A 24,390-nucleotide genomic window follows, 5' to 3' on the forward strand; every position below is an offset into this window, starting at 1 on the left:
GTCGTGGATCGGTCACGCTGGAGCAGCGCAGGCTTGCGGCGCCAGTGCCGGCACCGGGCGCACCTCGCCGACGCGGTGGCCGCCGCCGACCGTCGCTTCGCCGGCGCAGTCCACCAGCAGCCGGGGATCGACTCCTGCCAGCGCCAGCGCGGCGGCCGCCACCGGGACGCGCGCCCGGTTCGCCCCGTCGGCGATCTTCACGGCGACGGCGCGGCCGTCCGGCAACGCGGCGATCTGGACGCCCTCGAAGCCGTCCTTGGCGAGCAGTCCGGGCACCGCGCGCATCAACGCGGCCGTGTCCCGTCCGGTGCCCGAGGCCATCTCGGGGTGACCGCGCAGCGCTTCCGCGACCCGGAACCCGGGGGTGCCCGGCGCCGCGGTGGCGATGCGGGCGGCGGCGCGGGCGAGGCCGTGCAGGGAGACCGCGAACAGCGGGGTGCCGCAGCCGTCCACGCTGGTGTGCGCGGTGCGCTGGCCGGTCAGCTCCTCGACGACGTCGGCGATCTCCCGCTGGAGCGGATGGAGGGGGTCGAGGTAGGTCTTCAGGGGCCAGCCGTTGAGCTTGCAGAGGTAGAGCATCGCGGCGTGCTTGCCGGAGCAGTTCTGCGCGAGCCGGGACGGCGGCCGGTCACCTCGCACCCAGGTGTCCCGGACGGCCGGGTCGTACGGGTGGTCCGGTACGTTGCGCAGGTCCTCCTCGGCGAGGCCGGCCAGTTCGAGGATCCGCCGGGTGCTGGCGAGGTGGCGTTCCTCTCCGGAGTGGCTGCCCATCGCGAGGGAGAGCAGCTCGCCGTCCAGCGGCAGCCCGGCCCGCACCATGGCGACGGCCTGGACCGGCTTGAGGGCCGACCGCGGGTAACAGGCGGCCTCGATGTCACCGAGCCGGAACCGGACTTCGCCGTCCGCGGCGAGGACGACGACGGAGCCGTAGTGGACCCCCTCGATCATGCCGCCGCGGGTGACGTGGGCGACGGGGACGTGGTGGGGTTCGCGGATCGCGGGAGCGTCCGCGGGGGAACTTCTGTGCATCACTGCCTCGATCGGTGGTGGGGCGCTTCCGGTCGGTCGGCCGGCGGCGGCCCTCGGCGACGGCGGGAGCGGTCCGCGCGTCGTCGTGGGCCGCCGCTCGGTTCAGCCGTCGGCCCTGGCGGCTTCGCGCGCGGGGCGCCTGCGGACGGCGTACCAGCCGGCGACGAGTGCGGCGGCGATCAGCGGCACGCACAGCACGGTGGTGCGTCCGGCGCCGCCGTCGGCGTACATGAGGACCAGGACGGAGGCGAGGAAGGCCAGCGTCACGATTTCGGTCCAGGGGGAACCGGGCAGGCGGTACGCGGGGCGGGTCAGTTCGCCGGCCCGGGTCTTCCGCCAGAAGAAGAGGTGGCAGACCATGATCATGCCCCAGGTGGCGATGATGCCGATCGCCGCGAGGTTGAGCACGATCTCGAACGCGTCGGCGGGCACCACGAAGTTGAGACCGACACCCAAGACGCACATGCCGCTGGTCAGCAGGATGCCGCCGTACGGCACCTGGGTGCGGCTCATCCGGGCGGTGAAGCGCGGGGCGGACCCGTTGACGGCCATCGAGCGCAGGATGCGGCCGGTGGAGTACAGGCCGGAGTTGAGCGAGGACATGGCCGCGGTGAGAACGACCAGGTTCATCACGCTGCCGGCCGCCGGGACACCGATGTGGGACAGCACGGTCACGAAGGGGCTCTGGCCGGAGGTGTACCTGTTCCAGGGCATCAGCATCGACAGCAGGACGACCGAGCCGACGTAGAAGAGGCCCACGCGCCACATGATCGAGTTGATCGCCTTCGGCATGATCTTCTCAGGGTTCTCGGTCTCCCCGGCCGTGACACCGACCAGTTCGACGGAGGCGTAGGCGAACACGACGCCCTGGATGATCAGCAGCATCGGCATCAGGCCGTGGGGGAAGATGCCGCCGTTGTCGGTGATCAGCGACGGACCGGGTACGGTGCCGTCGACCGGGTGCCGGGTGACCAGCAGGAAGATCCCGATACCCATGAAGACCACCAGCGCGCTGACCTTGACGATGGCGAACCAGAACTCCAGCTCGCCGAAGATCCGCACCGAGATCAGGTTCACGGTGAGCACCACGGCCAGGGCTATGAGCGCGATGACCCACTGCGGGACGCTGGAGAACAGGTGCCAGTAGTGGGTGTACGTCGCCACCGCCGTGATGTCGGCGATGCCGGTGGTCGCCCAGTTGAGGAAGTACATCCAGCCCGCGGTGTACGCGCCCTTCTCCCCGAGGAACTCCCGGGCGTACGACACGAAGGCCCCGGAGGACGGGCGGTACAGGACGAGCTCGCCGAGCGCCCGCACGACGAGGAACGCGAAGAGGCCGCAGACGGCGTAGGCGACGAACAACGAGGGGCCGGCATCGGCGAGACGCCCGCCGGCGCCGAGGAAGAGGCCGGTGCCGATCGCGCCACCGATGGCGATCATGTTGACGTGACGGGGTTTCAGGGACTTGCTGTAGCCGGTGTCCCCGGCATCGACGTGACGGGTCGTGGGACGGTTCTCGTCTTTGAGGAACTGCTCGCTCACGCCTCGGATCTGCCTTCCGTGGGGGTGTCCGCCCGCTTGGGGCGCACGATGTCGGTGAGGGTCGTCTCGACCCGGTGGAGGTGGTGCGACATGGCCTCGACGGCGTCGTGTTCCGAACCGTCCACCAGCGCTTCGACGATCGCCCGGTGCTCGCAGTTGGACTGCTCGCGCCGACCGCCCAGCTCGTTGAGGAAGGTCGACTGACGCGCCAGTGCGTCACGGATCTCCTCGATGACCCGGCGGAACACCGGGTTCTGGGCGGCCTCGGCCACCGCCAGGTGGAACACGGTGTCCAGTGCGACCCATGCGGTGGTGTCGGTCTCCCGCTCCATCCGGTCGAGCAGGTGGGCCAGGTGGTCCAGGTCCCCCGGGGTGCGGCGCAGCGCCGCGTACCCGGCGACCGGGATCTCGACGTGCCGGCGCACTTCCAGCAGGTCACTGGCCGCGTAGTCGCCGAAGGTGGGGTCCTCGACCGTGTTCGCCACGACGAAGGTGCCCTTTCCGGTCTTGGAAACGGTCAGGCCCATGGCTTGGAGGGCCCGCAGTGCCTCCCGCAGCACCGGCCGGCTGACCTCCAGGGTCCGGCACAGCTCCGCTTCGGACGGGAGCTTGTCGCCCACCGCGTAGTCACCGCGCTCGATGGCGCTGCGCAGGTGGCCGAACACTGCTTCGGTGGCGCTGATGCGCCGCGGGATCGAACTGGCTGTCTGGCTGTCTGACAGGTTCACTCGGTGATCCTCGGGGCACGGGCGCCACGGTGTCAAGACTCCCGGCTGCTGCGCCGTCCGCTCCTGTACGCCGTCCGGATCGACACCCGGCACACGCCGCGGGCCCTGCCGGCTCCGGAGGAGATACTCACGGCACAGGCGCCGACTGCCGTTGCCTGAGGTGGACGGCACCCGTACCGCGGGCCGAGTCCCGCAGTGGCCTCCCGCTACTCCGGCGAGAGGCCCTCGTCGGCGGTGAGGCGATCCCGCCACTCGGCCACGGCGGCGGGAGACATCGCCGCCAGCCGGGCGATCGCTTCGTCGTCCCGCCCGTCGCTCCAGCTGAGGACCCGGGTCAGGATCGTGTTCCGGACGAGTCGGATCTCCTTGAGCACCTCGTCGAGGCGCTTCAGCTCCAGGCCGGTGGCAACGAGCGTCTCGTCGACCGCCCCTCGCTCCTCGGCCCGCTGTTCCCGAAGGTGGGCCATCAGGCCGGTGAGGACCACGCCTTCGTCGAGCGCGGCGCTGCGGAACGTGTCGGCGAGGTGGCTCAACACGCAGTCGGTGGCGTCGGCGAGACTCGCACCCACGACCTTCGCGGCCTTCCAACTGCTCCGTCCGGCCTCGCTGCCCCGGAGCCAGAGCCCGGCTTCGACCGGTGTGCGGTCGCCGCACGCGGCCGCCCGGTAGGCGTACAGGGCCGCGCGGTGGCCGTAGAAGGTATAGCCCTCCTCGATACGGACGTCCACGGGAGCACACATCCGTCCCGGCACGCCTCCGTAGCCGGAATCGGGTTCGTAGGCGGCGTAGGCGTCCAGTTCGGCGTCGGTAGCCGTCGCCCAGGCCGGGTCACACAGCTCCGGGTTCCGCGCGAGGAAGTCCGCCACCTCGATGCGCCATCCGGGAACCCGGCTCGCGCCGGCTCCGGCCCAGGTCACCGTTCCCGCCGCGTCGAGCGTGAAGCGGCAGGCCTGCTCGAGATCGGTCCAGGCCGTGGCGGCCTCGGCGGACCACTCCAGGTCCTCGGTCCGGCCCACACGATGAAGGGACCCGATCACCCGCTGGACCAGGGGCAGCACCCGCCGGGCCAGTGCGTGGAGTTCGTCCACGCCGAAGAACCGCCAGGTATCGGCGCCCTGGCCGTCGATGACGCGATGGTCGAACGGGTGCACCAACACGGTCGGGGACGGCAGGGCGCCGTCCCCGACCTCGGCCCGGCGGCGGCCCGGCAGCCAGGGGCCGGCATCCCCACCCTGCGTGCGCCAGTCGGTGTCCCCGAACCACACGGCACCCGTGTCGACGTCGACGGCCAGCCACTGCTGGTAGCCGTTGCCCGGGCCGAAGCGCTGCTCGTGGTGCTCGGCCTGCCGGTCGTGCCACACGTACTCCGCCGGAGGCGGGCTGAGTTGGACGGCGACGAAACCTTCCTGCGGGGTGTACCCGACGACAACGTGCGCGGTCGGTTCGGTGTGCTCGGTCCCGGACATGCGGCTCCCTCCGTGCCGGACCGTGGCTGATCCGCCACTGTGCGGCACTGAGCCTGCCTTGCAGGAGCGTGTCCGATCAAATCCGATCACTTGCAGTCTTTGAGCACGATATGCGTCCGTATACGAGCGGATGCGACATGGCCGCCGCTCGGCAACGATCGCAGGATCCGGATGATCCTCCATGGTGAACGAGCGGTGAACAGCGACTTGACATCACGTCACCGCGAACCACAGGATCGGCTCGTGAACCCGCCAGGCAGCGAGACAGGCCGAGACGGGCGAAGGCCCGTGTGGCAACGTCGATTGACTGGCAGTCAGTTCCGACCTGATCGGCTGGGGGCGCAGGTGACGGCAGTTCGCGGAGCGCCGGCTCAGTGGGGGCGCTTCACGAGGCTCACCGCGTCCGGGCCGCTCGACGGCCGGCTGTCGTATTCCGGTTGCAGGATGAGGTCGGAGAGTCAGTGGCCGATGTCCGGCACCGGGTAGGAGAGCCGGCGGCAACCACCGGCCGGCAGGTGGACCCGCAGGCGGCGCGCGTCGCCGGGCACCGCGGCGACCGCGACCAGGTCGCCCCGATCGTCGGTCATGACGGGATGGCCCGCGCGCTCGGGCAGGTACAGGTCGACCGTCGTGTCACGGGCGGCCCGCAGTTCGGCTCCGGTCAGCACGCCCTGACGCCAGCTCAGGCCGACCGTGAGCCCGCCCCTCGCGCGCAGACCGCGGACGTCGCCGGAAGGCCAGGACGGGGGCAGTGCGGGCAGCAGCCGCAGGATGCCGTTGTGGCTCTGCAGCAATGCCTCGGCGATGGCGGCGGTGATGCCGAAGTTGCCGTCGATCTGGAAGAGCCGGGGCGGGTGCAGGTCGAAGAGGTTGGGCGCGATCGAGCTCGCGAGCAGGCGCTCCACGGCGTGCCCGGTGAGCGCGCCGTCGCCCAGGCGGGCCGCGAGTGCGGCGACCCAGGCGAGGCTCCAGCCGGTGCCGCCGCCGCCGTGTTCCAACCGGCGGACCAGGGCGCGGCGGGCCGCGTCCAGCAGGGTGGTGTCGCCGAGCGGGTCGACGGCGCTGCCCGGGTAGAGGCCGTAGAGGTGGGAGAGGTGGCGGTGGCCGGGGTCCTCCTCGGGGAGGTCGTCCCGCCATTCCAGCAGGCGGCCGTCGGCTCCGAGCGCCGGTGGACGCAGCCGGGCGCGGACGCGGCTCAGTTCGTCCGCCGGCTCGTGGTCGACACCGAGCTCGCGGGCGGCGGCGACGGTGTTGTCGAGGAGTTCGGCGGCCAGCCAGTAGTCCATGGTGGAGCCGGCGTCGACGGCGGCCAGGGAGCCGTCGACGAGCCTGAAGTGGTGCTCGGGCGAGGTGGACGGGCAGGTCAGCAGCTCACCGTCGGCGTCCTCGACCAGGAGGTGGGTGAGGAAGCGGGCGGCCTCGCGCATGACCGGGTAGGCGCGCTCGGCCAGGAAGTCGCGGTCCCCGTGGAAGAGGTGGTGGTCCCACAGGTGGGCGGCGAGCCACGGCCCGGCCATGGGCCAGTGCGCCCAGACCGGGTCACCCGACACGGGGTTGGTGGCGCGCCAGAGGTCGACGTTGTGGTGGCAGCACCAGCCCGGCGCGTCGTAGTAGGCCCGTGCGGTGGAGCGCCCGGACTCGGCGAGGTCGGCGACGAGGTCGAACAGCGGCTCGTGGCACTCGGCGAGGCCCGTGGTCTCGGCCGGCCAGTAGTTCATCTGGACATTGATGTTCGACGTCCAGTCGGAGTTCCACGGCGGGGTGACGTCGTTGTTCCAGATCCCCTGGAGGTTGGCGGGCTGGGTGCCCGGCCGGGAGGAGGCGATCAACAGGTAGCGGCCGTAGGCGAACAGCTGCGCGGTGAGCCCCGGGTCCTCGGCGCCCGCGTTCGCGGCGACGAGGCGCTCGTCGGTCGGCCGCTGCGCCGCCTCCGCCGGGCCGTGGAGGCGGAGTTCGGCCGCACCGAAGAGCCGCCGGTGGTCGGCCACGTGCGCGGCCCGCAGCTCGTCGTAGTCCTGCCCGCCGGTCTCGTCCAGCCACCGGCGGGCCTCGGCGAGCGCCGTCTCGGGGCCGTCGGGCCGCTGCCGCCAGTCCCGGTACCCGGTGCCGACGGCGACCAGGAGCACCGCCTCGTCGGCGCCGGTGACCTCGATCCCGCCGTCCACGGCGCGGGTGGTTCCGTTCACCGTCCGCACGCGTATCGCGGCGGCGAAACCCGTGCCCTCGTCGTCCCGGGGAACGGGGGCCACGCCGTGCCGGGGCGACACGCGTGGCGCGGCACGCCCGTGGACCGACAGCACCCCGGATCCGGGGTCGACTGTCGGGGCCGCGGCCGGATGGGGCGTCGTGAGGCACACCCGGAAGGCGAGGGCGCCGGGGGCATCCGTGCCGAGGCGGACGGCCAGCACGCCCGCGGGCGCGGACACGAAGCCCTCCCGCCGGTACCGGACTCCTCCTGACGTGAAGGACACGGTGTGCACGGCCTCGTCGAGGTCCAGCTCGCGCCGGTAGTCGGCGGCGTCGTCCTCGCCGCAGGACGGGAAGGTCAGCAGGAGGGTGGCGAGCGGCTGGTACGCCTCGGTGTCGGGGCCCTGGAAGTGGGCCGTGGCGATCGCGTGGGCGCCGGCGTGGTCGCGGTCGCGCAGCACCGCGTCCCGCAGGGCGGACAGGTGGTCGGCGGCGCCTGCCCGGTCCCGGGGACCGGGACCGCCCGACCACAGGGTGTCCGCGTTGAGCTCGATCCGCTCGGTGTGCACGCCTCCGTACGTCATGGCGCCGAGCCGGCCGTTGCCAAGGGGGAGCGCTTCCAGGAAGTCGGCGGCGGCGCGCCGGTACCAGAGCGGAGCCGTGGCGGGCTGCTGGGTGTCCGTGGGCACGTTGTCATTCCGATCGTGGCGGCGGGGTCCGGCGTCCGGGTGGACGGGCCGGAAGAAGGAGGTCAGGGGGCGGTACCGACGGTGCGTCGGCGGCCGGTGTCCGCAAGGGCGGCCAGGGCGAGGAACTCCTCGGTCTCGGCGGCATCCGGCAGGACCTGCACCAGCACGGTGCGGTCGATGCCCGCCGCTCGGGCCCGGGGGGCCAGGTCGGACGGCCCGAAGTCACGCCGGACGGCTGCCGGCTCCGCTGCGTCGAGCCAGGAGTGCGGGCGCCGGGTCAGGTCCCACACCTGGTGGCGCGCGTCGACTCCCACCCGCGGTCGCTCCTCGATCGATGGTTGACGGATGATCAGGTACGGGTCCGGTCCTGCTGCGGTCCGGACGGCGAGTCGGGGATCTCGTCGCCCTCGGCCAGGTGGTCGCGCAGCCAGCGTTCGGTGGTGTGGACGTGCATCAGGGCCGCGGCCTGGGCGAGGTCGGGGTCGCGGGCGGTGAGGGCCTCGAGGATCGCCTGGTGCTCGGCGATGGTCCTGCCGGCCGCGTCGGCGTCCGCCCGGCCCCGCCAGACCCGGGCCCGCAGCGTGCGCCCGGAGATGTGCTCCAGCAGCGTGGCCAGGGTCTCGTTGCGGGTGGCGCGGACCACGGCCCGGTGGAAGGCCGCGTCGTGCCGGATCAGCAGCTCGACGTCGTCCCGCGCGTCCCGCATGGCCGCCAGATGGCGTTCCACCTCCGCGAAGTCCTCGTCGGTGCCGCGGGTGGCGGCCAGCGCGGTGGCGACCGGCTCGAAGAGCCTGCGCACCTCGGTGAGTTCGAGGACGGTGTCCCCCTGCAGCAGTTCGACCGCGCCGCCGAGCCCTTCCAGCAGCAGACCGGGCGCGAGGCTGGTCACATAGGTGCCGTCCCCCCGCCGGATCTCCAGGACCCGCGCGACGACGAGTGCCTTGACCGCCTCGCGCATCAGGTTCCGGGACAGGCCCAGCTCGGCCGCGAGCTGCTGCTCGGGGGGCAGCTTCGAGCCGGGCGGCAGCTCGCCCTCCCGGATCAGCTGACGGATGCGGGCGATGGCTTTGTCAGTCAGGGACACGACGTCAACGTAGCAGGCCATCCCATGTCCTGGAAGGCGTCCGACGCCCACTCCTTCGCGCCTCCCGTACGCGAGCAGGCACGTTCCCACTCACCGGCCGTTCCAGTGGACATCCAAGGCTGGATCTCTCGCCGATCCATCCCATGTCTTGACGGCCACCACCGTCTCGTACGGAAAGGGCGGCACCGGACTGACCACGGCGGCGCGGGGCACGGCGGCGCGGGGCACGGCGGGTGCCCAGCCGCTCCCGCCGTACTCGATCACGGCCCTTCCCCTGCCCGTTGTGACTGGGTGCGCGAGCGGCGGGGGCCCGACCTAGGCTGGAACGCAGGCGCCGGAATCCGGTTCCGGCGTGCGCGGCTGCCCGGGCGGAGGTCTGGCACGTGGATTCGGCTGGCATGCGGGACGCGCCTACGGCTGTTGTCGTGGTGGCTCCGGACGGCCTGGTGAGCGCCTGGAGCGAGGGCGGGCTGCTCCTGCTGGGCTGGACGGCGCGGGAGGTCGTCGGCCGTCCCGTGACCGACCTGCTGGTCGATCCCCCGCCGGGATTCCCCGGGGGCGGCGACTCCGAACCGGACCCTCTGGTCACCCTGCGCCACCGGGACGGTTCCACGGTGGAGGCCGTGGTGACGACCCACCCGCTGCGCGGTGCGGACGCCCTGGAGTCGGGCCGCGTGATGACCGTCCAGCGCTGGGGGCGCCGCCCGGTGATCGCCGACCGGGCCTTCGAGCAGTGCCCCTTCGCCCTGGGGATCTACGACCCCGAGCTGCGGTTCCTGTGGATCAATGGCGCCGCGTGCCGGGTGATAGCGCACTCGGAGGAACAGGTGCTCGGCGAAAAGTACCGCGAGCTGTTCCCCGAGCTGGACGACGCCGCGTACACCCACCAGCTCTCCGAGGTGGCGAGGACGGGGCAGGCCGCGCGTCTCATCACGGTCTTCCGCCCGCTCGGCAGCGCCTACGCCAACGCCTGGGCCACCAGCATGTGGCCCGTCCGGGACGCCGGGGGCAGGGTCCGCGCGGTCGCCAACTGGGGCTTCGACATGAGCGCCGAGTACTGGGCCCGCCAACGCCTGCTCATCCTCAACGAGGCCAGCAGCGGCATCGGCCGGACCCTCGACGTGATCAGCACCGCGGAGGAACTGGCCCGCACCTCGGTCCCCGGCTTCGTCGACCTCGTCACCGTCGACCTCTTCGACGAGGTGCTGCGCGGGGAGGAACCGCCCTCGCCCGCCACGATCACCACCGGCGGATCCATCACGCTCAACCGGGCCGCCCGGCACACCGCGCGGGACCACCCCGGCTGGCCTTCCGGATCCGGGACGCCCGTCGTCTACGCCCTCGGTTCCGTCCCGGCCCGCTGCATGGCCACCGGCAGGTCCATGGTCCAGCTCGCCGCCGAACCCGACCAGGGCGGCGAATGGGCCTTCGGTCCCGGGCTCGCGGCCGACCCGGCCCACTGGCCGCCGGGCAACCCGACGATCGACCGGACCATCGCCGCGCAGGGGCTGACCGGCCGGATCACCGTGCCGCTGCTGGCTCGCGGCGCACTGCTCGGCGTCGTCGCCTTCGCCCGTAGCGACCGGCCCGAGGCCTTCACCGCCGACGACCTGATCCTCGCCGAGGAACTGGCCGCCAAGGCCGCCGTCGCCATCGACAACGCCCGCCGCTACACCCGCGAGCACACCACCGCGCTGACCCTGCAACGCAGTCTGCTGCCACAGCGGTTGCCGGGCCACGGGGCGGTCGACATGGCCTCCGGGTACCTGCCCGCCGGGGCCGGCGTGGGCGTGGGCGGAGACTGGTTCGACGTCATCGCACTGTCCGGCGCGCGGGTCGCGCTGGTCGTCGGCGACGTCGTCGGCCACGGCGTGCACGCCTCGGCCAGCATGGGCCGGCTGCGCACCGCCGTCCGCACCCTGGCCGACGTCGACCTACCGCCCGACGAACTGCTCACCCACCTGGACGACCTGGTGCTCCACCTGCCCGACGAGGCCCGGCCCGAAGGCGGTTTCGAGTCGACCGGCGAAATCGGTGCCACCTGTCTGTACGCCGTCTACGACCCGGTCTCCCGCCGCTGCGCCATGGCGAGTGCGGGTCATCCGCTGCCGCTGGTCATCGCGCCGGACGGCACCAGTACCTCGGTCCTCGCGCAATCGGGGCCCCCACTCGGCGTCGGCGGGCTGCCGTTCGAAGCGACCGAGATCGAGCTGCCCGAAGGCAGCCTGCTCGCCCTCTACACCGACGGGCTGGTGGAGAACCGTGAGCGCGACGCCGAGCAGGGGGTCATCGACCTGCTGCGGATCCTGAGCGAACCGGCCGCCTCGCTGGAGGCGCTCTGCGACACGGCGATGAAGGCCCTCCTCCCCGACCACCGCACCGACGACGCGGCCCTGCTGCTCGCCCGCACCCATGCGCTGGATCCCGGGCACGTCGCCGACTGGGGCGTCGAGCCCGACGTCTCCCAGGTGGCGCACGCCAGGCGGCTGGCCGCCGACCAACTGGCCGCCTGGGGCCTGGAGGAGGAGGCGTTCGTTACCGAGCTGGTCGTCAGCGAACTGGTCACCAATGCCATCAAGTACGGCGCGCCGCCGATCAGGCTGCGGCTGATCCGCGACACCGCACTGATCTGCGAGGTCTCCGACGCCAGCTCCACGAGCCCGCACCTACGCCGGGCCCGCGCCTTCGACGAGGGCGGCCGGGGCCTGATGCTCGTGGCCCAGCTCACCCGGGGCTGGGGCACCCGGCACTCCACCAACGGCAAGACGATCTGGTGCGCCCAGACCCTCGGCTCGATGTGAGCCCGCCCGCGGTCCCGGCTCGCGGCGGTGGAGCCCGGACACGGCGGGAACGGAAGACGTCCGCGCCTGTGGAGTGACAAGGTCTTCGCCCCACCGGTGGGGAGGCGGTCGCAGAGCGTCCGGGGCGCTGGTCATCTGATCTTCGCAGCACAGGGGTTCTGCCCGGCCGGGCCGCGGGGGTTCCGGGCACCGGGGCCGGACCGGGCGGCCGTCATGGCCCCGGTTCCCACACCACGGGGAGCCCGGCCGAGGGGGAGCAGGGTGTCGTCGAAGCAGGTGATGAACAGCGCGACGCATCAGTGCGCCTCCTGCGGGGTCGGGACGTCCGGTGGGAGCAGGTCGCGGTCCTTCAGTTCCGCCCACAGTTCGTCCGGGACACGGTGCCGGAGCATGGCGGCCGCGTCCCGGACCTCGGCGGCGTTGCGGGTGCCGACCAGCACGCTCACCACGGCGGGGTGCCCGAACGGGAAGTGCAGCGCCGCGGCACGCAGCGGCACGCCGTGCTTCTCGCAGACGGTCCTGAGGTGCAGGGCACGGGTGAGCAACTCCTCGGGCGCGGCGGTGTAGTCGAAGGTGGCGCCGGGCCGCGGGTCGGCGAGCAGGCCGGAGTTGAAGACGCCGCCGATGACGACGCCGACGCCGCGTGCGGCGGCCAGCGGCAGCAGCTCGGTGAGTCCGCGCTGGTCGAGCAGGCTGTAGCGGCCGGCCAGGAGGACGGCGTCCAGGTCGGCCTCGCGGATGAACCGGGCGAGGAGTCCGGCCTGGTTCATCCCGACGCCGATCGCGCCGACCACGCCTTCGGCGCGCAGCCGGGCCAGTTCCGGGTACGCCTCGGCGAGTGCCTGCTCCGCGTGGTCGTCCGGGTCGTGCAGGTAGACGACGTCGATCCGGTCCAGGCCGAGCCGCTCCAGGCTGTCCTCGATCGAGCGGCGGACGCCCACGGCGCTGAAGTCCCGGACCCGGTGCTGGGTGGCGGGGACGGCGAAGCCGTGGGCGAGGTCGTCGCCACCCGGCTCCGGTGCCGGGCGCAGCAGCCGGCCGACCTTGGTGGACAGGACGTACTCGTCCCTGGGGCGGCCGCTCAGGGCCCGGCCGAGCCGCCGCTCGGACAGGCCCAGGCCGTAGTGCGGGGCGGTGTCGAAGTACCGTACGCCGGACTTCCAGGCGGCGGTGACGGCCTCCTCCGCGTCGGCATCGGTCACCGGGGTGAACAGGTTGCCGATGCCTGCCGCGCCGAAGGCGAGTTCGCCGACCGTGACCCCGCTGGGCCCGAGGGGCCGTTGGCGCGCGATCACGGCCAGGGCTCCGGCCGCAGCCGCAGCCCCGCCATCCCACCGTCGACCTGCAGCGCCGTACCGGTGGTGCTGCCGGCCGAGGGGGAGGCCGGGTAGGTGATGGCGGCGGCCACCTCCTCGGCGGTGACCAGGCGTCCGTGCGGCTGGCGGCCGCTCAGCGCCGCACGCTCGGCGGCCGGGTAGTCCGTGGTGTCCAGCAGCCGGCCGACCCACGGGGTGTCCACGGTGCCGGGGTTGACGCAGTTGACCCGGATGCCCTCGCGGACGTGGTCGGCGGCCATGGCCAGGGGGAGCGACAGGACCGCGCTCTTGGTCGCCGAGTAGAGCGCCCGCCGCGGCAGGCCGGCGGTGGCGGCGATGGAGCAGGTGTTGACCACCGAAGCGGCGGCGGAGCGCTGGAGGTGGGGTAGGGCGAAGGTCGCTCCGCCCCCATCGCGGACGATCGGCGTCTCCGCTCCGGGGGCGCCGATTCGCAGCAGCCTCATGTGGGGGCTCCCATCAAGACATCGGATGAATCCGAGATGCCTGACCATACGAGGCGGCGGTGGGCGTCGCAATGATCCCTCTGATGATTGCTCACCGGCGGGCAGTTTCACAGCTCCTGCCTCGAACCTCTGGACACCTCAGCGTGCACCTCCTATAAATCCATCCCATGACTCATGGTATTGTGAACGCTCACAGCCCCGGTCACTTCCCCCGCCGCACCGTGCACCTGGACTTCCACACCAGCCCCGACATCCCGGACGTGGGCCGGGACTTCGACCCGGTGACCTTCGCGCAGACCTTCCGGGACGCCCACGTCGACAGCGTCACCGTCTTCGCCAAGTGCCACCACGGCCACCTCTACTACGGGACCGACCGGCCCGAGCGCCACCCCGGCCTCGCCCCCGACCTGGACCTGCTCACCGAGCAGGTGGAAGCCCTGCACTCCGTGGGTATCCGCGCGCCGATCTACCTCTCCCTCCAGGTCGACGAGTACGCCGCCCGGGAGCACCCCGAGTGGGTCGCGCACGACGAGAACCTGAAGATCAGCCGCTGGACCACCTCGGCGTTCGAGGCGGGCTGGAACGTCCTCGACCTGTCCAGCCCCTACGCCGACTACTTCGCCGACCAGTTGGACGAGGTGCTGCGGCGCTTCGCCCCGGTCGACGGGATCTTCATCGACATGTGCTGGAACCAGCCGAGTGTCAGCCGCTGGGCGGTCGACGGGATGCGCCGCGAGGGACTGGACCCGGCCGACGCCGACCACCGGGCCCGCTACGCGGACCTGGTGGCCCGGCGCTACATGGCCCGCTACTCGGCGATGGTGGAGAAGGCCCTGCCCCCGGACGCCGCCCAGGGCGTCTGGTTCAACGGCCGCCCGAAGACCGGACTGCCCGACGAGCGGCAGTTCGTCCGGCACGTCGAGATCGAGGGGCTGCCCACCGGCGGCTGGGGCTACGCCTTCCTTCCGTACGTGGCCCGCTTCGTCCGCCCGCTGGGGCTTCCGACCCTCAGCCACACCGGGCGGTTCCACGAGAGCTGGGGCGACAACGCCGGCCTCAAGCCCCGGGCGGCGCTGCTCTACGAGAGCAGCCAGATGCTGAGCCACGGTCTGACCAGCGGCGTCGGCGACGTGCTGCACCCGCGGGGCGTGCCCGCCCCCGCGGTGTACGAGCTCATCGGCTCGGTCTACCGGCACATCGAGGAGTGCGAGCCCTTCCTCGACGCCGGCCGCGTCGTCAGCGAGCTCGCCGTGGTCGTCGACCCGGGCCTCGGCGACAACCCCGGCGCGAGCAACATCGGCGCCGTACGGGCGCTGCAGCAACTCCGCGCGCAGTTCGACGTGGTCCCGCCGACCGCCGACCTCGGCGGGTACCGGGCCGTCGTGGTGCCGGAGACCACGACGGTCGACGACGCCCTCGCCGAGCGCCTGCAGGAGTACCGGCGGGCCGGTGGCGCCGTGCTGCTGGTCGGGCCCGCGCTGCTCAGGAACGGTACGGAGCCGGCCCTGCCCGACCTCCCGGTCGAGGACCTGGCCCCGGCTCCGGCCGGCGAGGTCTTCCTCGCCTGCCAGGACGTCCCCGGCGTCCCGGAGGACTTCCCGGTCATCAGCCACGGATCCCGGCTGACCGCCCGGGCGCTGCCCGGCGCCGACGTCCTGGCCCGGGTCGTGGCGCCGTACTTCCCGCGTTCCTGGGAGCGCTTCTGCGGCCACTCCTACACTCCCCCGGCCGACCCGACCGACGAGGTGGCCGTCGTCGTCGGCGACGGGGTGGCCGTGGTGACCGTGCCGCTGCTGGAGGCCTTCCACGAGCACGGCCTGGAAGCGTACCGCCGGCTGCTCGGCGCGGCCCTGGACCGGCTCCTGCCGGACCCGCTCCTGCGCGCCGGCGGGCCGGTCCACCTGGAAACCACGGTCGTCCGGACCGCCACGGGCACCGTGGTGCACCTGGTCAGCTTCGTCCCCTCCCGGGAGACCCCGGAACTGGACCTGGTGCACGACCCGTTCCCGTTGGTCGACGTGCCCGTCGCCGTCCGGCTCGCCGCCGCGCCGCGCTCGGTGCGGCTGCAGCCCGCCGGGCAGGAGCTCGCCTGGCAGCACGACGGCGAGTACGTCCACGTACGGGTCACCACGGTGGACGGGCACGCGATGGTCGTGGTCGAGCACGACTGACCACGCGGTACGGGTCCCGGGTCAGCCGACGGGCAGCAGGGTCGGGTCCGCCATGATCCGGCGGACCGTCGTCAGCGCCGCGCCCAGCAGCGGCCCGCGCCGCCCCAGCGCGGACGGGCGCAGCGCCTCCGGGGCCCACGGCCGCACGGTGACCCGGGCGGCCAACTCGGCGCGCACGGAAGGGAGCAGCCAGTCGGCGAGTTCGGCGTAGGCGCCGCCGAGGACCAGACCGTCCGGATCGATGAGTTCCACGGCCGAGGCGAGGGCGAGGCCCAGCGCTTGCCCGGCGCGGTCCAGCGCCGCCAGGGTGGGCGCGTGCCCGGCGGCCGCCCGCTCGGCCAGCAGGGCGACCGGGTCCCCCGCCGGGGCCGGTCCGGCCCCGGCGGCACCGCCGCGGGCGCGGCCGTGCTGCGCGAGACCGGCCTCGCGCAGCACGGCCGCCTCGCCCGCGTACTGCTCCAGGCAGCCGCGGGCACCGCAGGCGCACTCGACGCCGTCCGGCCGGATGGGGATGTGACCGAGTTCGCCGGCGAAGCCGCGGGCGCCCCGGAACAACTGCCCGTCGATGACCAGGGCGGCACCGATCCCGGTGTCGGCGGAGACGTGGACGAAGGTCTCCACGGCCGGCTCGGCGCTCCAGTACTCGGCCAGCGCCCCGAGGTTGGCCTCGTTCTCCGGTTCGGGCACGGTGTCCGGGTCGGGCCAGTGGTCGGCGAGCCGGACGCCGTGCCAGCCGAGGTTGGGCGCGCGCTCGACCAGTGCGCCGGGCCCGTTCGGCACCACCCCGGGCACGGCCAGGACGCGGCCCTCGACCCGCAGTCCGAGGGCGGCGGCCTCGGCCTCCGTCTCGGCGGCCAGCGCGGCGGCCTCTGCCAGGACCCGCCCGGCCGGCCGGCCCGCGTTGACCCGTTCCACCCGGCGCCACACCCGCGGCTCGCCGCGCAGGTCCACCACGCACGCGCCGAGGTGGGTGACGCCGATCTCCAGGCCGAGACCGGCGGGGCCCTCGTCGGTCACCGACAACGCGCGTCCCGGGCGACCGACCCGCCCGTCGGGCGGGGTCTCCGCCTCGGTCAGCGCACCCCGCCCGATCAGCTCGTCGACCAGCGACGAGACGGCCGCCCTGGTCAGGCCGACGCGTCCGGCGACGTCCGCACGGGACAACGGGCGGGGCAGCGAGCGGTGCGCGGCGACCGCGCCGAGGACGACCGAGAGGTTCCGCCGTCGCATGTCCTGTTGCGACGCGGGCCCACTCCCCGGGCTGTTCTTCGCCTTGCCGACCACTGTCACGCGCCGCCCCTCCTACCGGTCCTCGGCCGGAGCTCCCTGCAAGGCCCCGGCCCGACGCAGGGTATCCCCGATCCGCAGCAGCGCGTCCTCGTCCCGCTTCACCGGCTCCAGCACCGGGCCCCGCGCCGTCTTCCAGCGGCGGGCGACGGCGTCGGCGGGCTCGCCGGTGAGCAGCGCGGCGGCTTGGGCGGCGGCGCCGAGCGCGACCAGTTCCTGCGCGTCGGGCACCTGGACCGCGCGGCCCGAGAGCCGCAGGACGGTCCGCTGCCAGGCCTGCCCGCGGGCGCCGCCGCCGATCAGCAGCAGCGGCTCGTCGCCCGCCGGGTCCGCGCCGCCCGCGCGCAGCACGCCGTCCAGGGCCGCGAGCAGGGCGTGGGCGGCGCCGTCGTAGGCGGCCTGCAGCAGCTGCCCCCGGGTGGTGTCGTGCCGCAACCCGTGGACCAGGCCGGAGGCCCCCGGGAGGTCCGGTGTCCGCTCGCCGTCCAGGTAGGGCAGGACGACCGCGGTGCCGCCGTCCTCGACCTCGTCGCGGCCACGGCCGAGCAGGGCGGCGAAGCGGTCGACGGCGAGGGTGCAGTTGAGCGTGCAGGCCAGTGGCAGCCAGCCACCGAGGGCGTCGGCGAAGCCGGCGACGGTGCCGCTGGGGTCGGCGGGCCTGCGCCGGCCGACGGCGTAGACGGTGCCGGAGGTGCCGAGGCTGAGCACCGGCTGCCCGGGGAGCAGGCCGAGCCCGAGGGCGGCGGCCATGTTGTCGCCGGTGCCGGTGGCCACCGGCGTGCCTTCGCGCAGCGGCGTCCCGGGGCGGACGGCACCGGCCCGGGCGCCGGGGGGCAGGACCTCCGGCAGCAGGCCCGGGTCGAGACCGATCCGGGCGAGGACGTCCCGGTCGTAGCCGTCCGGACCCCACCAGCCGGTTCCCGAGGCGTCGCCCCGGTCGGTGACCGCCTCCCCGGTCAGCCGCTCGGTCAGGAAGTCGTGGGGCAGGCGGACGGCCGCGACCCGGTCGGCGGCGGCGGGCTCGTGGGCGCGCAGCCAGGCCCACGTGGGGGCGGTGAAGGCGGCGGTGGGCACGCTGCCGGTGCGGCGGGCGAGTTCCGCGGCGCCGATCGCGGCCTTCAACTCGGCGGCCTGGGGCGCGGACCGGACGTCGTTCCAGAGCAGCGCCGGGCGGACCGGCACTCCGGCCGCGTCCAGGGTGACCAGACCGTGCTGCTGACCGGCGATCGAGACGGCGGCCGCGCGGGCCGCCCAGCCGGTTCCCGCCGCGGCCTGCCCGAGCGCGTCCCACCACTGCTCGGGATCGCTCTCGCGACCGGCGCCCGTGCTGACGGTGTGCGGGGCGCGGCCCCGGCCCAGGACGGTGCCGGTGTCGAGGTCGACGGCGAGCGCCTTGGTGGACTGGGTGGAGCTGTCGAAGCCGATCACGACACGCTGCTCGGGCATGCGTTCCTCCGATGGGGGTTCCTTCTGACGTTCCGGCATACTAATTTGTTGAGAGCCCTGACAAACACCCTTTCGGCACGGAACCCGGAGCCGCTCCATGTCCAGCGACGCCCTCACCCCCTCCCCCGCGCACAAGTTCACCTTCGGCCTGTGGACCGTCGGCTGGCAGGGTCGCGACCCCTTCGGCGACGCCACCCGCCCCGCCCTCGACCCGGTCGAGACCGTGCGGCGACTGGCCGACCTCGGCGCCTACGGCGTCACCTTCCACGACGACGACCTGATTCCCTTCGGGGCGGGCGAGGCCACCCGCGAGCAGAGCGTCAAGCGCTTCCGGGCCGCACTGGACGACGCCGGGCTGACGGTCCCGATGGCGACCACCAACCTGTTCACCCACCCGGTCTTCAAGGACGGCGCCTTCACCGCCAACGACCGCGACGTCCGGCGCTACGCGCTGCGCAAGACGATCCGCAACATCGACCTGGCGGCCGAGCTCGGTGCCTCGGTCTACGTCGCCTGGGGCGGGCGCGAGGGCGCCGAGTCCGGCGCGGCCAAGGACGTGCGCACCGCGCTCGACCGGCTGAAGGAGGCCTTCGACCTGCTGGGCGAGTACGTCGAGCAGCAGGGCTACGACCTGCGCTTCGCGATCGAGCCCAAGCCCAACGAGCCGCGCGGCGACATCCTGCTGCCCACCGTCGGCCACGCCCTGGCGTTCATCAACGCGCTGGAGCGGCCCGATCGGGTCGGTCTCAACCCCGAGGTCGGCCACGAGCAGATGGCCGGGCTCAACTTCCCGCACGGCATCGCCCAGGCCCTGTGGCACGGCAAGCTGTTCCACATCGACCTCAACGGCCAGTCCGGCATCAAGTACGACCAGGACCTGCGCTTCGGCGCCGGAGACCTGCGGCAGGCCTTCTGGCTGGTCGACCTGCTGGAATCGGCCGGCTACGACGGCCCGCGGCACTTCGACTTCAAGCCGCCGCGCACCGAGGACTTCGACGGCGTCTGGGCGTCCGCGGCCGGCTGCATGCGCAACTACCTGCTGCTGGCCGAGCGCTCCCGCGCCTTCCGGGCCGACCCGGAGGTGCGGGCCGCGCTCGCCGCCTCCCGGCTGCCCGAACTCGCCCTCCCCACGGCGGAGGACGGCCTGAGCGGGCTGCTGGCGGACCGCTCCGCCTTCGAGGAGTTCGACGTCGACGCCGCCGCCCGGCGCGGCATGGCCTTCGAGCAGCTGGACCAGCTGGCCCTCGAACACCTCCTCGGCGCCCGCTGACCGCATCCGTCAGCCGGGTCGCACGGTTCCGTCCGACCCGGCCCGCGCGACCCGGCGAGTACGGACGACAAGGAGCGAGGTCCCGCGCGCCCATGCGGGGGCGCGCGGGACCTCGCGTCCGGGGCCGGCCTCAGGCCGGGTAGGTCAGCTCGGCCTCGTGGGTGCCGGCCGGGCTGACGTGCAGGGCGCCGTCCGGGCCCCCGAGCCTCAGCTGCCACGGGTGCGGGCTGTCGGTGGTCACCCTCAGCCGGTCGCCGGTGCGGCGCAGCCGGAAGCGGGCGCTCTCGCCGGTGCCTTCGGTGCGCGGGATCACGACGCTGCGCTCGGCGCCGTCGGCGAAGGCGTGCACCCGCAGCTCGACGCCCTCGGCCCAGGCGGAGACCGGGCGCTGGTCGTCCGCCCCGAACGCGATGACGGAGTCCGGGCGGGCGAGCAGCGGCAGGGTGTGGAAGCCGTGCCGTTCGCGCACCCAGCGCGGGCCGGTGACCTGGTCGCCGGTCAGGATGTTGGTCCACGTCCCCTCGGGCACGTAGTACTCGACCGTGCCGTCCTCGGTGAAGACCGGGGCGACGAGCAGGTCGTCGCCGAGCAGGTACTGCCGGTCGAGCGCGGCGGCGGCCGGGTCGTCCGGGAACTCCAGCACCATGGCGCGCATCACCGGGAGGCCGGTGGCGTGCGCCTGTTGGGCCGCGTGCTGGAGGTAGGGCGCCAGGCGGTGCTTGAGCAGCGTGAACTCGCGGGTGACCTCGGCGGCCTCCTCGCCGAAGTCCCACGGCACGCGGTAGGACTTGCTGCCGTGCAGCCGGCTGTGCGAGGAGAGCAGGCCGAACTGTGTCCAGCGTTTGAAGACGGCGGGGGTCGGTGTGCCCTCGAAGCCGCCGATGTCGTGGCTCCAGAACCCGAAACCGGACAGCCCGAGGGAGAGTCCGCCGCGCAGCGACTCGGCCATGGCGTTGAAGTGCGATTCGCAGTCGCCGCCCCAGTGCACCGGGTACTGCTGGCCGCCCACGGTCGCGGACCGGGCGAACAGCAGCGCCTCGCCCTCCCCGCGCTCCTCCCGGAGCAGCTCGAACACGGCCCGGTTGTACAGCTGGGTGTAGTAGTTGTGCATCCGTTCCGGGTCTGAGCCGTCGTGCCAGAGGACGTCGGTGGGGATGCGCTCGCCGAAGTCGGTCTTGAAACAGTCCACCCCGACCGCCAGCAGGGTGCGCAGCTTGCCGGTGTACCAGTCGCGGGCCGCGGGGTTGGTGAAGTCGACCAGCGCCATGCCCGGTTGCCACAGGTCCCACTGCCAGACGCTGCCGTCCGGGCGGCGCACCAGGTAGCCCTCGCGCATGCCCTCGGCGAACAGCTCCGACTTCTGGGCGATGTAGGGGTTGATCCAGGCGGAGATGCGCAGCCCCTGCTGCTTGAGCCGGGCCAGCATGCCGGCCGGGTCCGGGAACGTGTCCGGGTCCCACGCGAAGTCGCTCCACTGGTACTCGCGCATCCAGAAGCAGTCGAGGTGGAACACGCTCAGCGGGATGCCGCGTTCGGCCATGCCGCCGACGAAGCGGTTGACGGTGGCCTCGTCGTAGTCGGTGGTGAAGGAGGTGGTCAGCCACAGGCCCAGTGCCCAGGCCGGGGGCAGCGCGGGGCGGCCGGTGAGGGCGGTGTAGCGCTCCAGGATCAGCTTGGGGGTCGGGCCGTGGACGACGAAGTACTCCAGCGACTGGTCCTCGACGTTGAACTGCACCTGGCCGACCGCCTCGGACCCGATCTCGTAGCTGACCCGGCCGGGGTGGTTGACGAGGACGCCGTAGCCCCGGTTGGTCAGGTGGAACGGGACGTTCTTGTACGCCTGTTCGCTGCTGGTGCCGCCGTCCGCCTGCCAGATGTCCACCACCTGGCCGTTGCGGACGAACGGGGTGAACCGCTCCCCCAGGCCGTAGACCAGTTCGCCGACGCCCAGGGCGAGCTGTCCGAGCATGTGGTGGCGGCCGCCCGCGTCGGTGACGAAGCCGGTGCCGCGCTCGCCCACCGTGGTCAGGACCCGGCCGCCGGCGGTGAACTCCAGCTGCCACGGCTTCGAGGTGTCCACCCGCAGGGTCAGTTCGCCGGCGCAGAGCTCCACCACGTCGCCGTCCCGGCGCACCTTCCCGCTGCCCGGCTCGGCGCCGGGCAGCGCGAACTCCGGTCCGCGCCGCACCGATCCGGCGTGGTGGGTGGTGCGCACCCCGATCACGCCCTCGGCCGGGGACCAGCACTCGACGGTCAGCAGTGGGCTGTTGAGCGTGTCACCGCGGCCGCGCACGTGCTTCACGGGCGCGTAGAGGGTCATCCGGTCATCGTCGGTCCGGACGTCGGCGACCTCGGTGGCGTAGCGCGCCGTGACGCCCGGTCGCATCAGCCAGTAGCCGTCGGTGAACTTCATCGGGCAGGTTCCTCCGTCCGCGCGCGGTGCGCGGTGATCAGGCCCCGGTACCAGTGGTAGCTGTCCTTGGGCGTTCGGGTCAGGGTGTCGTAGTCGACGTGGACCAGGCCGAAGCGCTGCTCGTAGCCGCGCCCCCACTCGAAGTTGTCCAGCAGGGACCAGACGTAGTAGCCGCGCACGTCGACCCCGGCCGCGATGGCGTCGGCGACGGCGGCGAGGTGGCCGGCCAGGTAGTCGATCCGCTCCGCGTCGTGGACGCGGCCGTCGGGGGTGAGGCTGTCGGCCTCGGCGGAGCCGTTCTCGGTGATCCAGACCGGCGGGAGCTGCGGGTAGCGGGCGTGGAGGCCGCGGAGCAGTTCGGTGAGCGCGGTCGGCACGACGGGCCAGCCCATGGTGGTGTGCCGGGTGCCGTACGGGTCCGGCTCCGTGACTCCGATGTCCACGGCGGTGCGCCGGTCGACGTCGTCCGTGCGGTGGTACGCGGCGGCCACGGTGATCGGGCGGTAGAAGTTGACGCCGAGGAAGTCCAGCGGCGCGCCGATCAGGTCCAGGTCGCCCGGCCGCCGCCAGGGGCCGTCCGCGAGACCGCACCAGGTGTCGGCCTCGTGCGCGGGGTAGCGCCCGGCGAACAGCGGCGCCGTCCACACCTCGTTGTGCAGGACCTCGGCCCGGCGCCGGGCGGCCCGGTCCTCCGGGAGGGAGGAGGCGGCGTGCAGGCGGTCGAGGTTGAGTGTGATCCCGACCTCCCCGGCGCCCCCGGCGCGCAGTTCCCGGGCGGCGAGGCCGTGGGCGACCAGCAGGTGGTGCGCGGCGGCGAGGGCGCCGCGCCCCTCCTGGGCGCCGGGGGCGTGCCGGCCCTCGGCGTAGCCGACGAACGCGGAGCAGAACGGTTCGTTGAGGGTGATCCAGCGCTCGACCCGGTCCCCGTAGCGCTCGGCCACGAGGGCGGCGTACTCCGCGAACGATTCGGCGGTCTCCCGGACGCGCCAGCCGCCCCGGTCCTCCAGGGCCTGCGGCAGGTCCCAGTGGTAGAGGGTGGCGGCGGGCGCGATCCCGGCGTCCAGCAGTTCGTCGATCAGCCGGTCGTAGAAGTCCAGGCCCTTCCGGTTGACGGACCCGGTGCCCCGGGGCAGCAGGCGGGGCCAGGCGATCGAGAAGCGGTAGCTGTCGACGCCGAGCCCGCGCAGCAGGGCGACGTCCTCGGGGTAGCGGTGGTAGTGGTCGCAGGCGGTGTCGCCGGTGGCGCCGCCGAGGGTGCGGCCGGGGGTGTGGCTGAAGGTGTCCCAGATGGACGGGCCGCGGCCGTCCTCGTCGTGGGCGCCCTCGATCTGGTAGGCGGCGGTGGCGGCGCCGAAGCGGAAGCCGGCGGGCAGTTCCGGGAAGGCCGGGGTGCTCATGCGCACCTCCTGATGACTCGCTCGCTTCGTTCGCTCATGCGGCGGGCTCCGGCGTGAGTCCGCGCTCCCGCAGCCAGGCGAGCTGGGCGGGCGGGTTGGCGCCGCAGCCGCCGCCGTGGTCGGCGAAGGGCCAGACCGTCATGGTTCGGTCCTCACCGGCATAGTGGTTGAAGGCGGCGTAGACCGTGGAGGGCGGGCAGACCGGGTCCATCAGGCCGACGCTGAACAGGGCCGGCGCGGTGGCCCGCTGGGCGAAGTTGACTCCGTCGAAGTAGTCAAGGGTGTCAAGGGTCTGCTGGACGCGGTTCGGGCTGTGCCAGCGCAGGTACTTGACGATCTCCTGGTACGGCCCCTCCCCGGCGATCTGCGCTGCCTGGCGGAAGTGGCACAGGAACGGCACGTCCGGCATCACCGCCGCGACGCGGTCCCCGGTGAGCCCGGCGACGGCGATGGCCAGGCCGCCGCCCTGGCTGCCGCCGGCCAGCAGGATCCGGTTGCCGTCGAGGCCGGGCAGTCGGGTGACGGCGTCCACGGCGCGCGCGCAGTCGGTGATCAGCCGCCGGTAGTAGTGGTTCTCGGGGAAGTCGATGCCGCGGGTCATGAAGCCCTCGGCCCACTGGGTGCCGTCGCCCTCGCCCCGGTCGGGGGTGTCCCGGCCCTGGCCCCGGCTGTCGACGACGAGTTGGGCGTACCCGGCGGCGGACCAGAACAGGTGCTCGGTGGGCAGCCCGCGGCCGCCGGAGTAGCCGATGTAGGTGACGACGACCGGCAGTGGCCCCGCCACGCCGCGCGGGCGCAGCAGCCAGGCGGCCACCGGCTCGCCGTTCCAGCCGGGGAACCGCACGTCGTCCACCTCGACGGTGCGCAGTCCGTACTGCGCGGTGACGCGTTCGACCTTGACCGCCCCGCCGTGCGAGCGGGCGTCGGCGAGGCTCCGTTGCCAGAAGTCGTCGAAGTCCTGCGGGGCGGACGGCTCCGGCCGGTAGCGGACGAGTTCGTCGAGTCCGAAGTCTGTGAGCGGCATGGCGGATTCCTCCGGATAGAGCGATGACGAGCCGGTGTGGTGGGGCGAGCAGCGGCATGGGGACGCCTCCGGGCGG

Annotated in this window: 16 protein-coding genes and 1 pseudogene; 3 read left to right on the plus strand and 14 right to left on the minus strand. The window is 73.3% G+C overall.

The annotated features are described in order from the left end of the window. Positions 1-12 precede the first annotated feature (12 nt). The 7 genes from ACZ52R_RS16115 to ACZ52R_RS16145 all read right to left on the minus strand — a co-directional run bounded on the left by ACZ52R_RS16115 (position 13) and on the right by ACZ52R_RS16145 (position 8,725). Positions 13-1,029, minus strand: a complete 1,017-nt coding sequence (locus tag ACZ52R_RS16115; RefSeq protein ID WP_465663575.1) for an asparaginase — start codon at positions 1,027-1,029, stop codon at positions 13-15. Positions 1,030-1,131: 102 nt separating this feature from the next. Next, a complete protein-coding gene (locus tag ACZ52R_RS16120; protein WP_360500136.1) occupies positions 1,132-2,571 on the minus strand; it encodes an amino acid permease in 1,440 nt (479 codons plus the stop codon). After that, complete coding sequence (locus tag ACZ52R_RS16125; protein ID WP_360500133.1) at positions 2,568-3,299, minus strand: FadR/GntR family transcriptional regulator; 732 nt, start codon at positions 3,297-3,299, stop codon at positions 2,568-2,570. Before ACZ52R_RS16125 ends, ACZ52R_RS16120 begins: the two co-directional genes overlap by 4 nt. A 206-nt stretch (positions 3,300-3,505) precedes the next feature. Next, a complete protein-coding gene (locus ACZ52R_RS16130; RefSeq protein WP_465663574.1) occupies positions 3,506-4,765 on the minus strand; it encodes a hypothetical protein in 1,260 nt (419 codons plus the stop codon). Positions 4,766-5,223: 458 nt separating this feature from the next. After that, complete coding sequence (locus tag ACZ52R_RS16135) at positions 5,224-7,641, minus strand: glycoside hydrolase family 95 protein (protein ID WP_465663573.1); 2,418 nt, start codon at positions 7,639-7,641, stop codon at positions 5,224-5,226. Between the two features lie 62 nt (positions 7,642-7,703). Beyond that, positions 7,704-7,955 (minus strand): hypothetical protein, encoded by a 252-nt coding sequence (locus ACZ52R_RS16140; protein ID WP_465621711.1) that lies wholly within the window; start codon positions 7,953-7,955, stop codon positions 7,704-7,706. 35 nt (positions 7,956-7,990) lie between these two features. Beyond that, positions 7,991-8,725, minus strand: coding sequence for a FadR/GntR family transcriptional regulator (locus ACZ52R_RS16145; protein ID WP_465621709.1), 735 nt, complete (start codon positions 8,723-8,725; stop codon positions 7,991-7,993). Positions 8,726-9,123: 398 nt separating this feature from the next. Between ACZ52R_RS16145 and ACZ52R_RS16150 the strand changes: the two genes are divergently transcribed. Further along, the gene (locus ACZ52R_RS16150) at positions 9,124-11,526 is read left to right on the plus strand and encodes a SpoIIE family protein phosphatase (protein ID WP_465663572.1); all 2,403 of its coding nucleotides are present in this window, start codon (positions 9,124-9,126) and stop codon (positions 11,524-11,526) included. Between the two features lie 296 nt (positions 11,527-11,822). On the opposite strand, the gene ACZ52R_RS16155 is transcribed toward ACZ52R_RS16150, so the two are convergent. Continuing rightward, positions 11,823-12,821, minus strand: coding sequence for an aldo/keto reductase (locus tag ACZ52R_RS16155; protein WP_465663571.1), 999 nt, complete (start codon positions 12,819-12,821; stop codon positions 11,823-11,825). Beyond that, positions 12,818-13,234 (minus strand): annotated as a pseudogene (locus ACZ52R_RS16160) (SDR family oxidoreductase); the annotation flags it as partial. The gene ACZ52R_RS16155 and the pseudogene ACZ52R_RS16160, both read right to left, overlap by 4 nt. Positions 13,235-13,473: 239 nt before the next feature. Between ACZ52R_RS16160 and ACZ52R_RS16165 the strand changes: the two are divergent. Continuing rightward, entirely contained in the window at positions 13,474-15,477 is a 2,004-nt protein-coding gene (locus ACZ52R_RS16165; RefSeq protein ID WP_465663570.1) for an alpha-amylase family protein, read from the plus strand. 21 nt (positions 15,478-15,498) lie between these two features. Here ACZ52R_RS16165 and ACZ52R_RS16170 read toward each other — a convergent pair whose 3' ends face one another. Both ACZ52R_RS16170 and xylB read right to left on the minus strand, forming a co-directional pair. Continuing rightward, entirely contained in the window at positions 15,499-16,707 is a 1,209-nt protein-coding gene (locus tag ACZ52R_RS16170; RefSeq protein ID WP_465753620.1) for an ROK family transcriptional regulator, read from the minus strand. Between the two features lie 72 nt (positions 16,708-16,779). Then, entirely contained in the window at positions 16,780-18,210 is a 1,431-nt protein-coding gene (gene xylB, locus ACZ52R_RS16175; protein ID WP_465621699.1) for a xylulokinase, read from the minus strand. A 97-nt stretch (positions 18,211-18,307) separates the two neighbouring features. On the opposite strand from xylB, the gene xylA reads away from it, so the two are divergent. Further along, positions 18,308-19,480: a xylose isomerase gene (gene xylA, locus ACZ52R_RS16180; protein WP_465621697.1), complete on the plus strand. Its 1,173-nt coding sequence runs from the start codon at positions 18,308-18,310 to the stop codon at positions 19,478-19,480. Positions 19,481-19,610: 130 nt separating this feature from the next. On the opposite strand, the gene yicI is transcribed toward xylA, so the two are convergent. The 3 genes from yicI to ACZ52R_RS16195 are packed head-to-tail and all read right to left on the minus strand — an operon-like array spanning position 19,611 to position 24,314. After that, the gene (gene yicI / locus ACZ52R_RS16185) at positions 19,611-21,893 is read right to left on the minus strand and encodes an alpha-xylosidase (RefSeq protein WP_465663568.1); all 2,283 of its coding nucleotides are present in this window, start codon (positions 21,891-21,893) and stop codon (positions 19,611-19,613) included. After that, positions 21,890-23,290, minus strand: coding sequence for a GH1 family beta-glucosidase (locus tag ACZ52R_RS16190; protein ID WP_465663567.1), 1,401 nt, complete (start codon positions 23,288-23,290; stop codon positions 21,890-21,892). Before ACZ52R_RS16190 ends, yicI begins: the two co-directional genes overlap by 4 nt. Before the next feature lie 34 nt (positions 23,291-23,324). Further along, positions 23,325-24,314: an acetylxylan esterase gene (locus tag ACZ52R_RS16195; RefSeq protein WP_465621691.1), complete on the minus strand. Its 990-nt coding sequence runs from the start codon at positions 24,312-24,314 to the stop codon at positions 23,325-23,327. Positions 24,315-24,390 lie beyond the last annotated feature (76 nt).

It is taken from the genome of Kitasatospora sp. NPDC034023 (assembly GCF_055575795.1).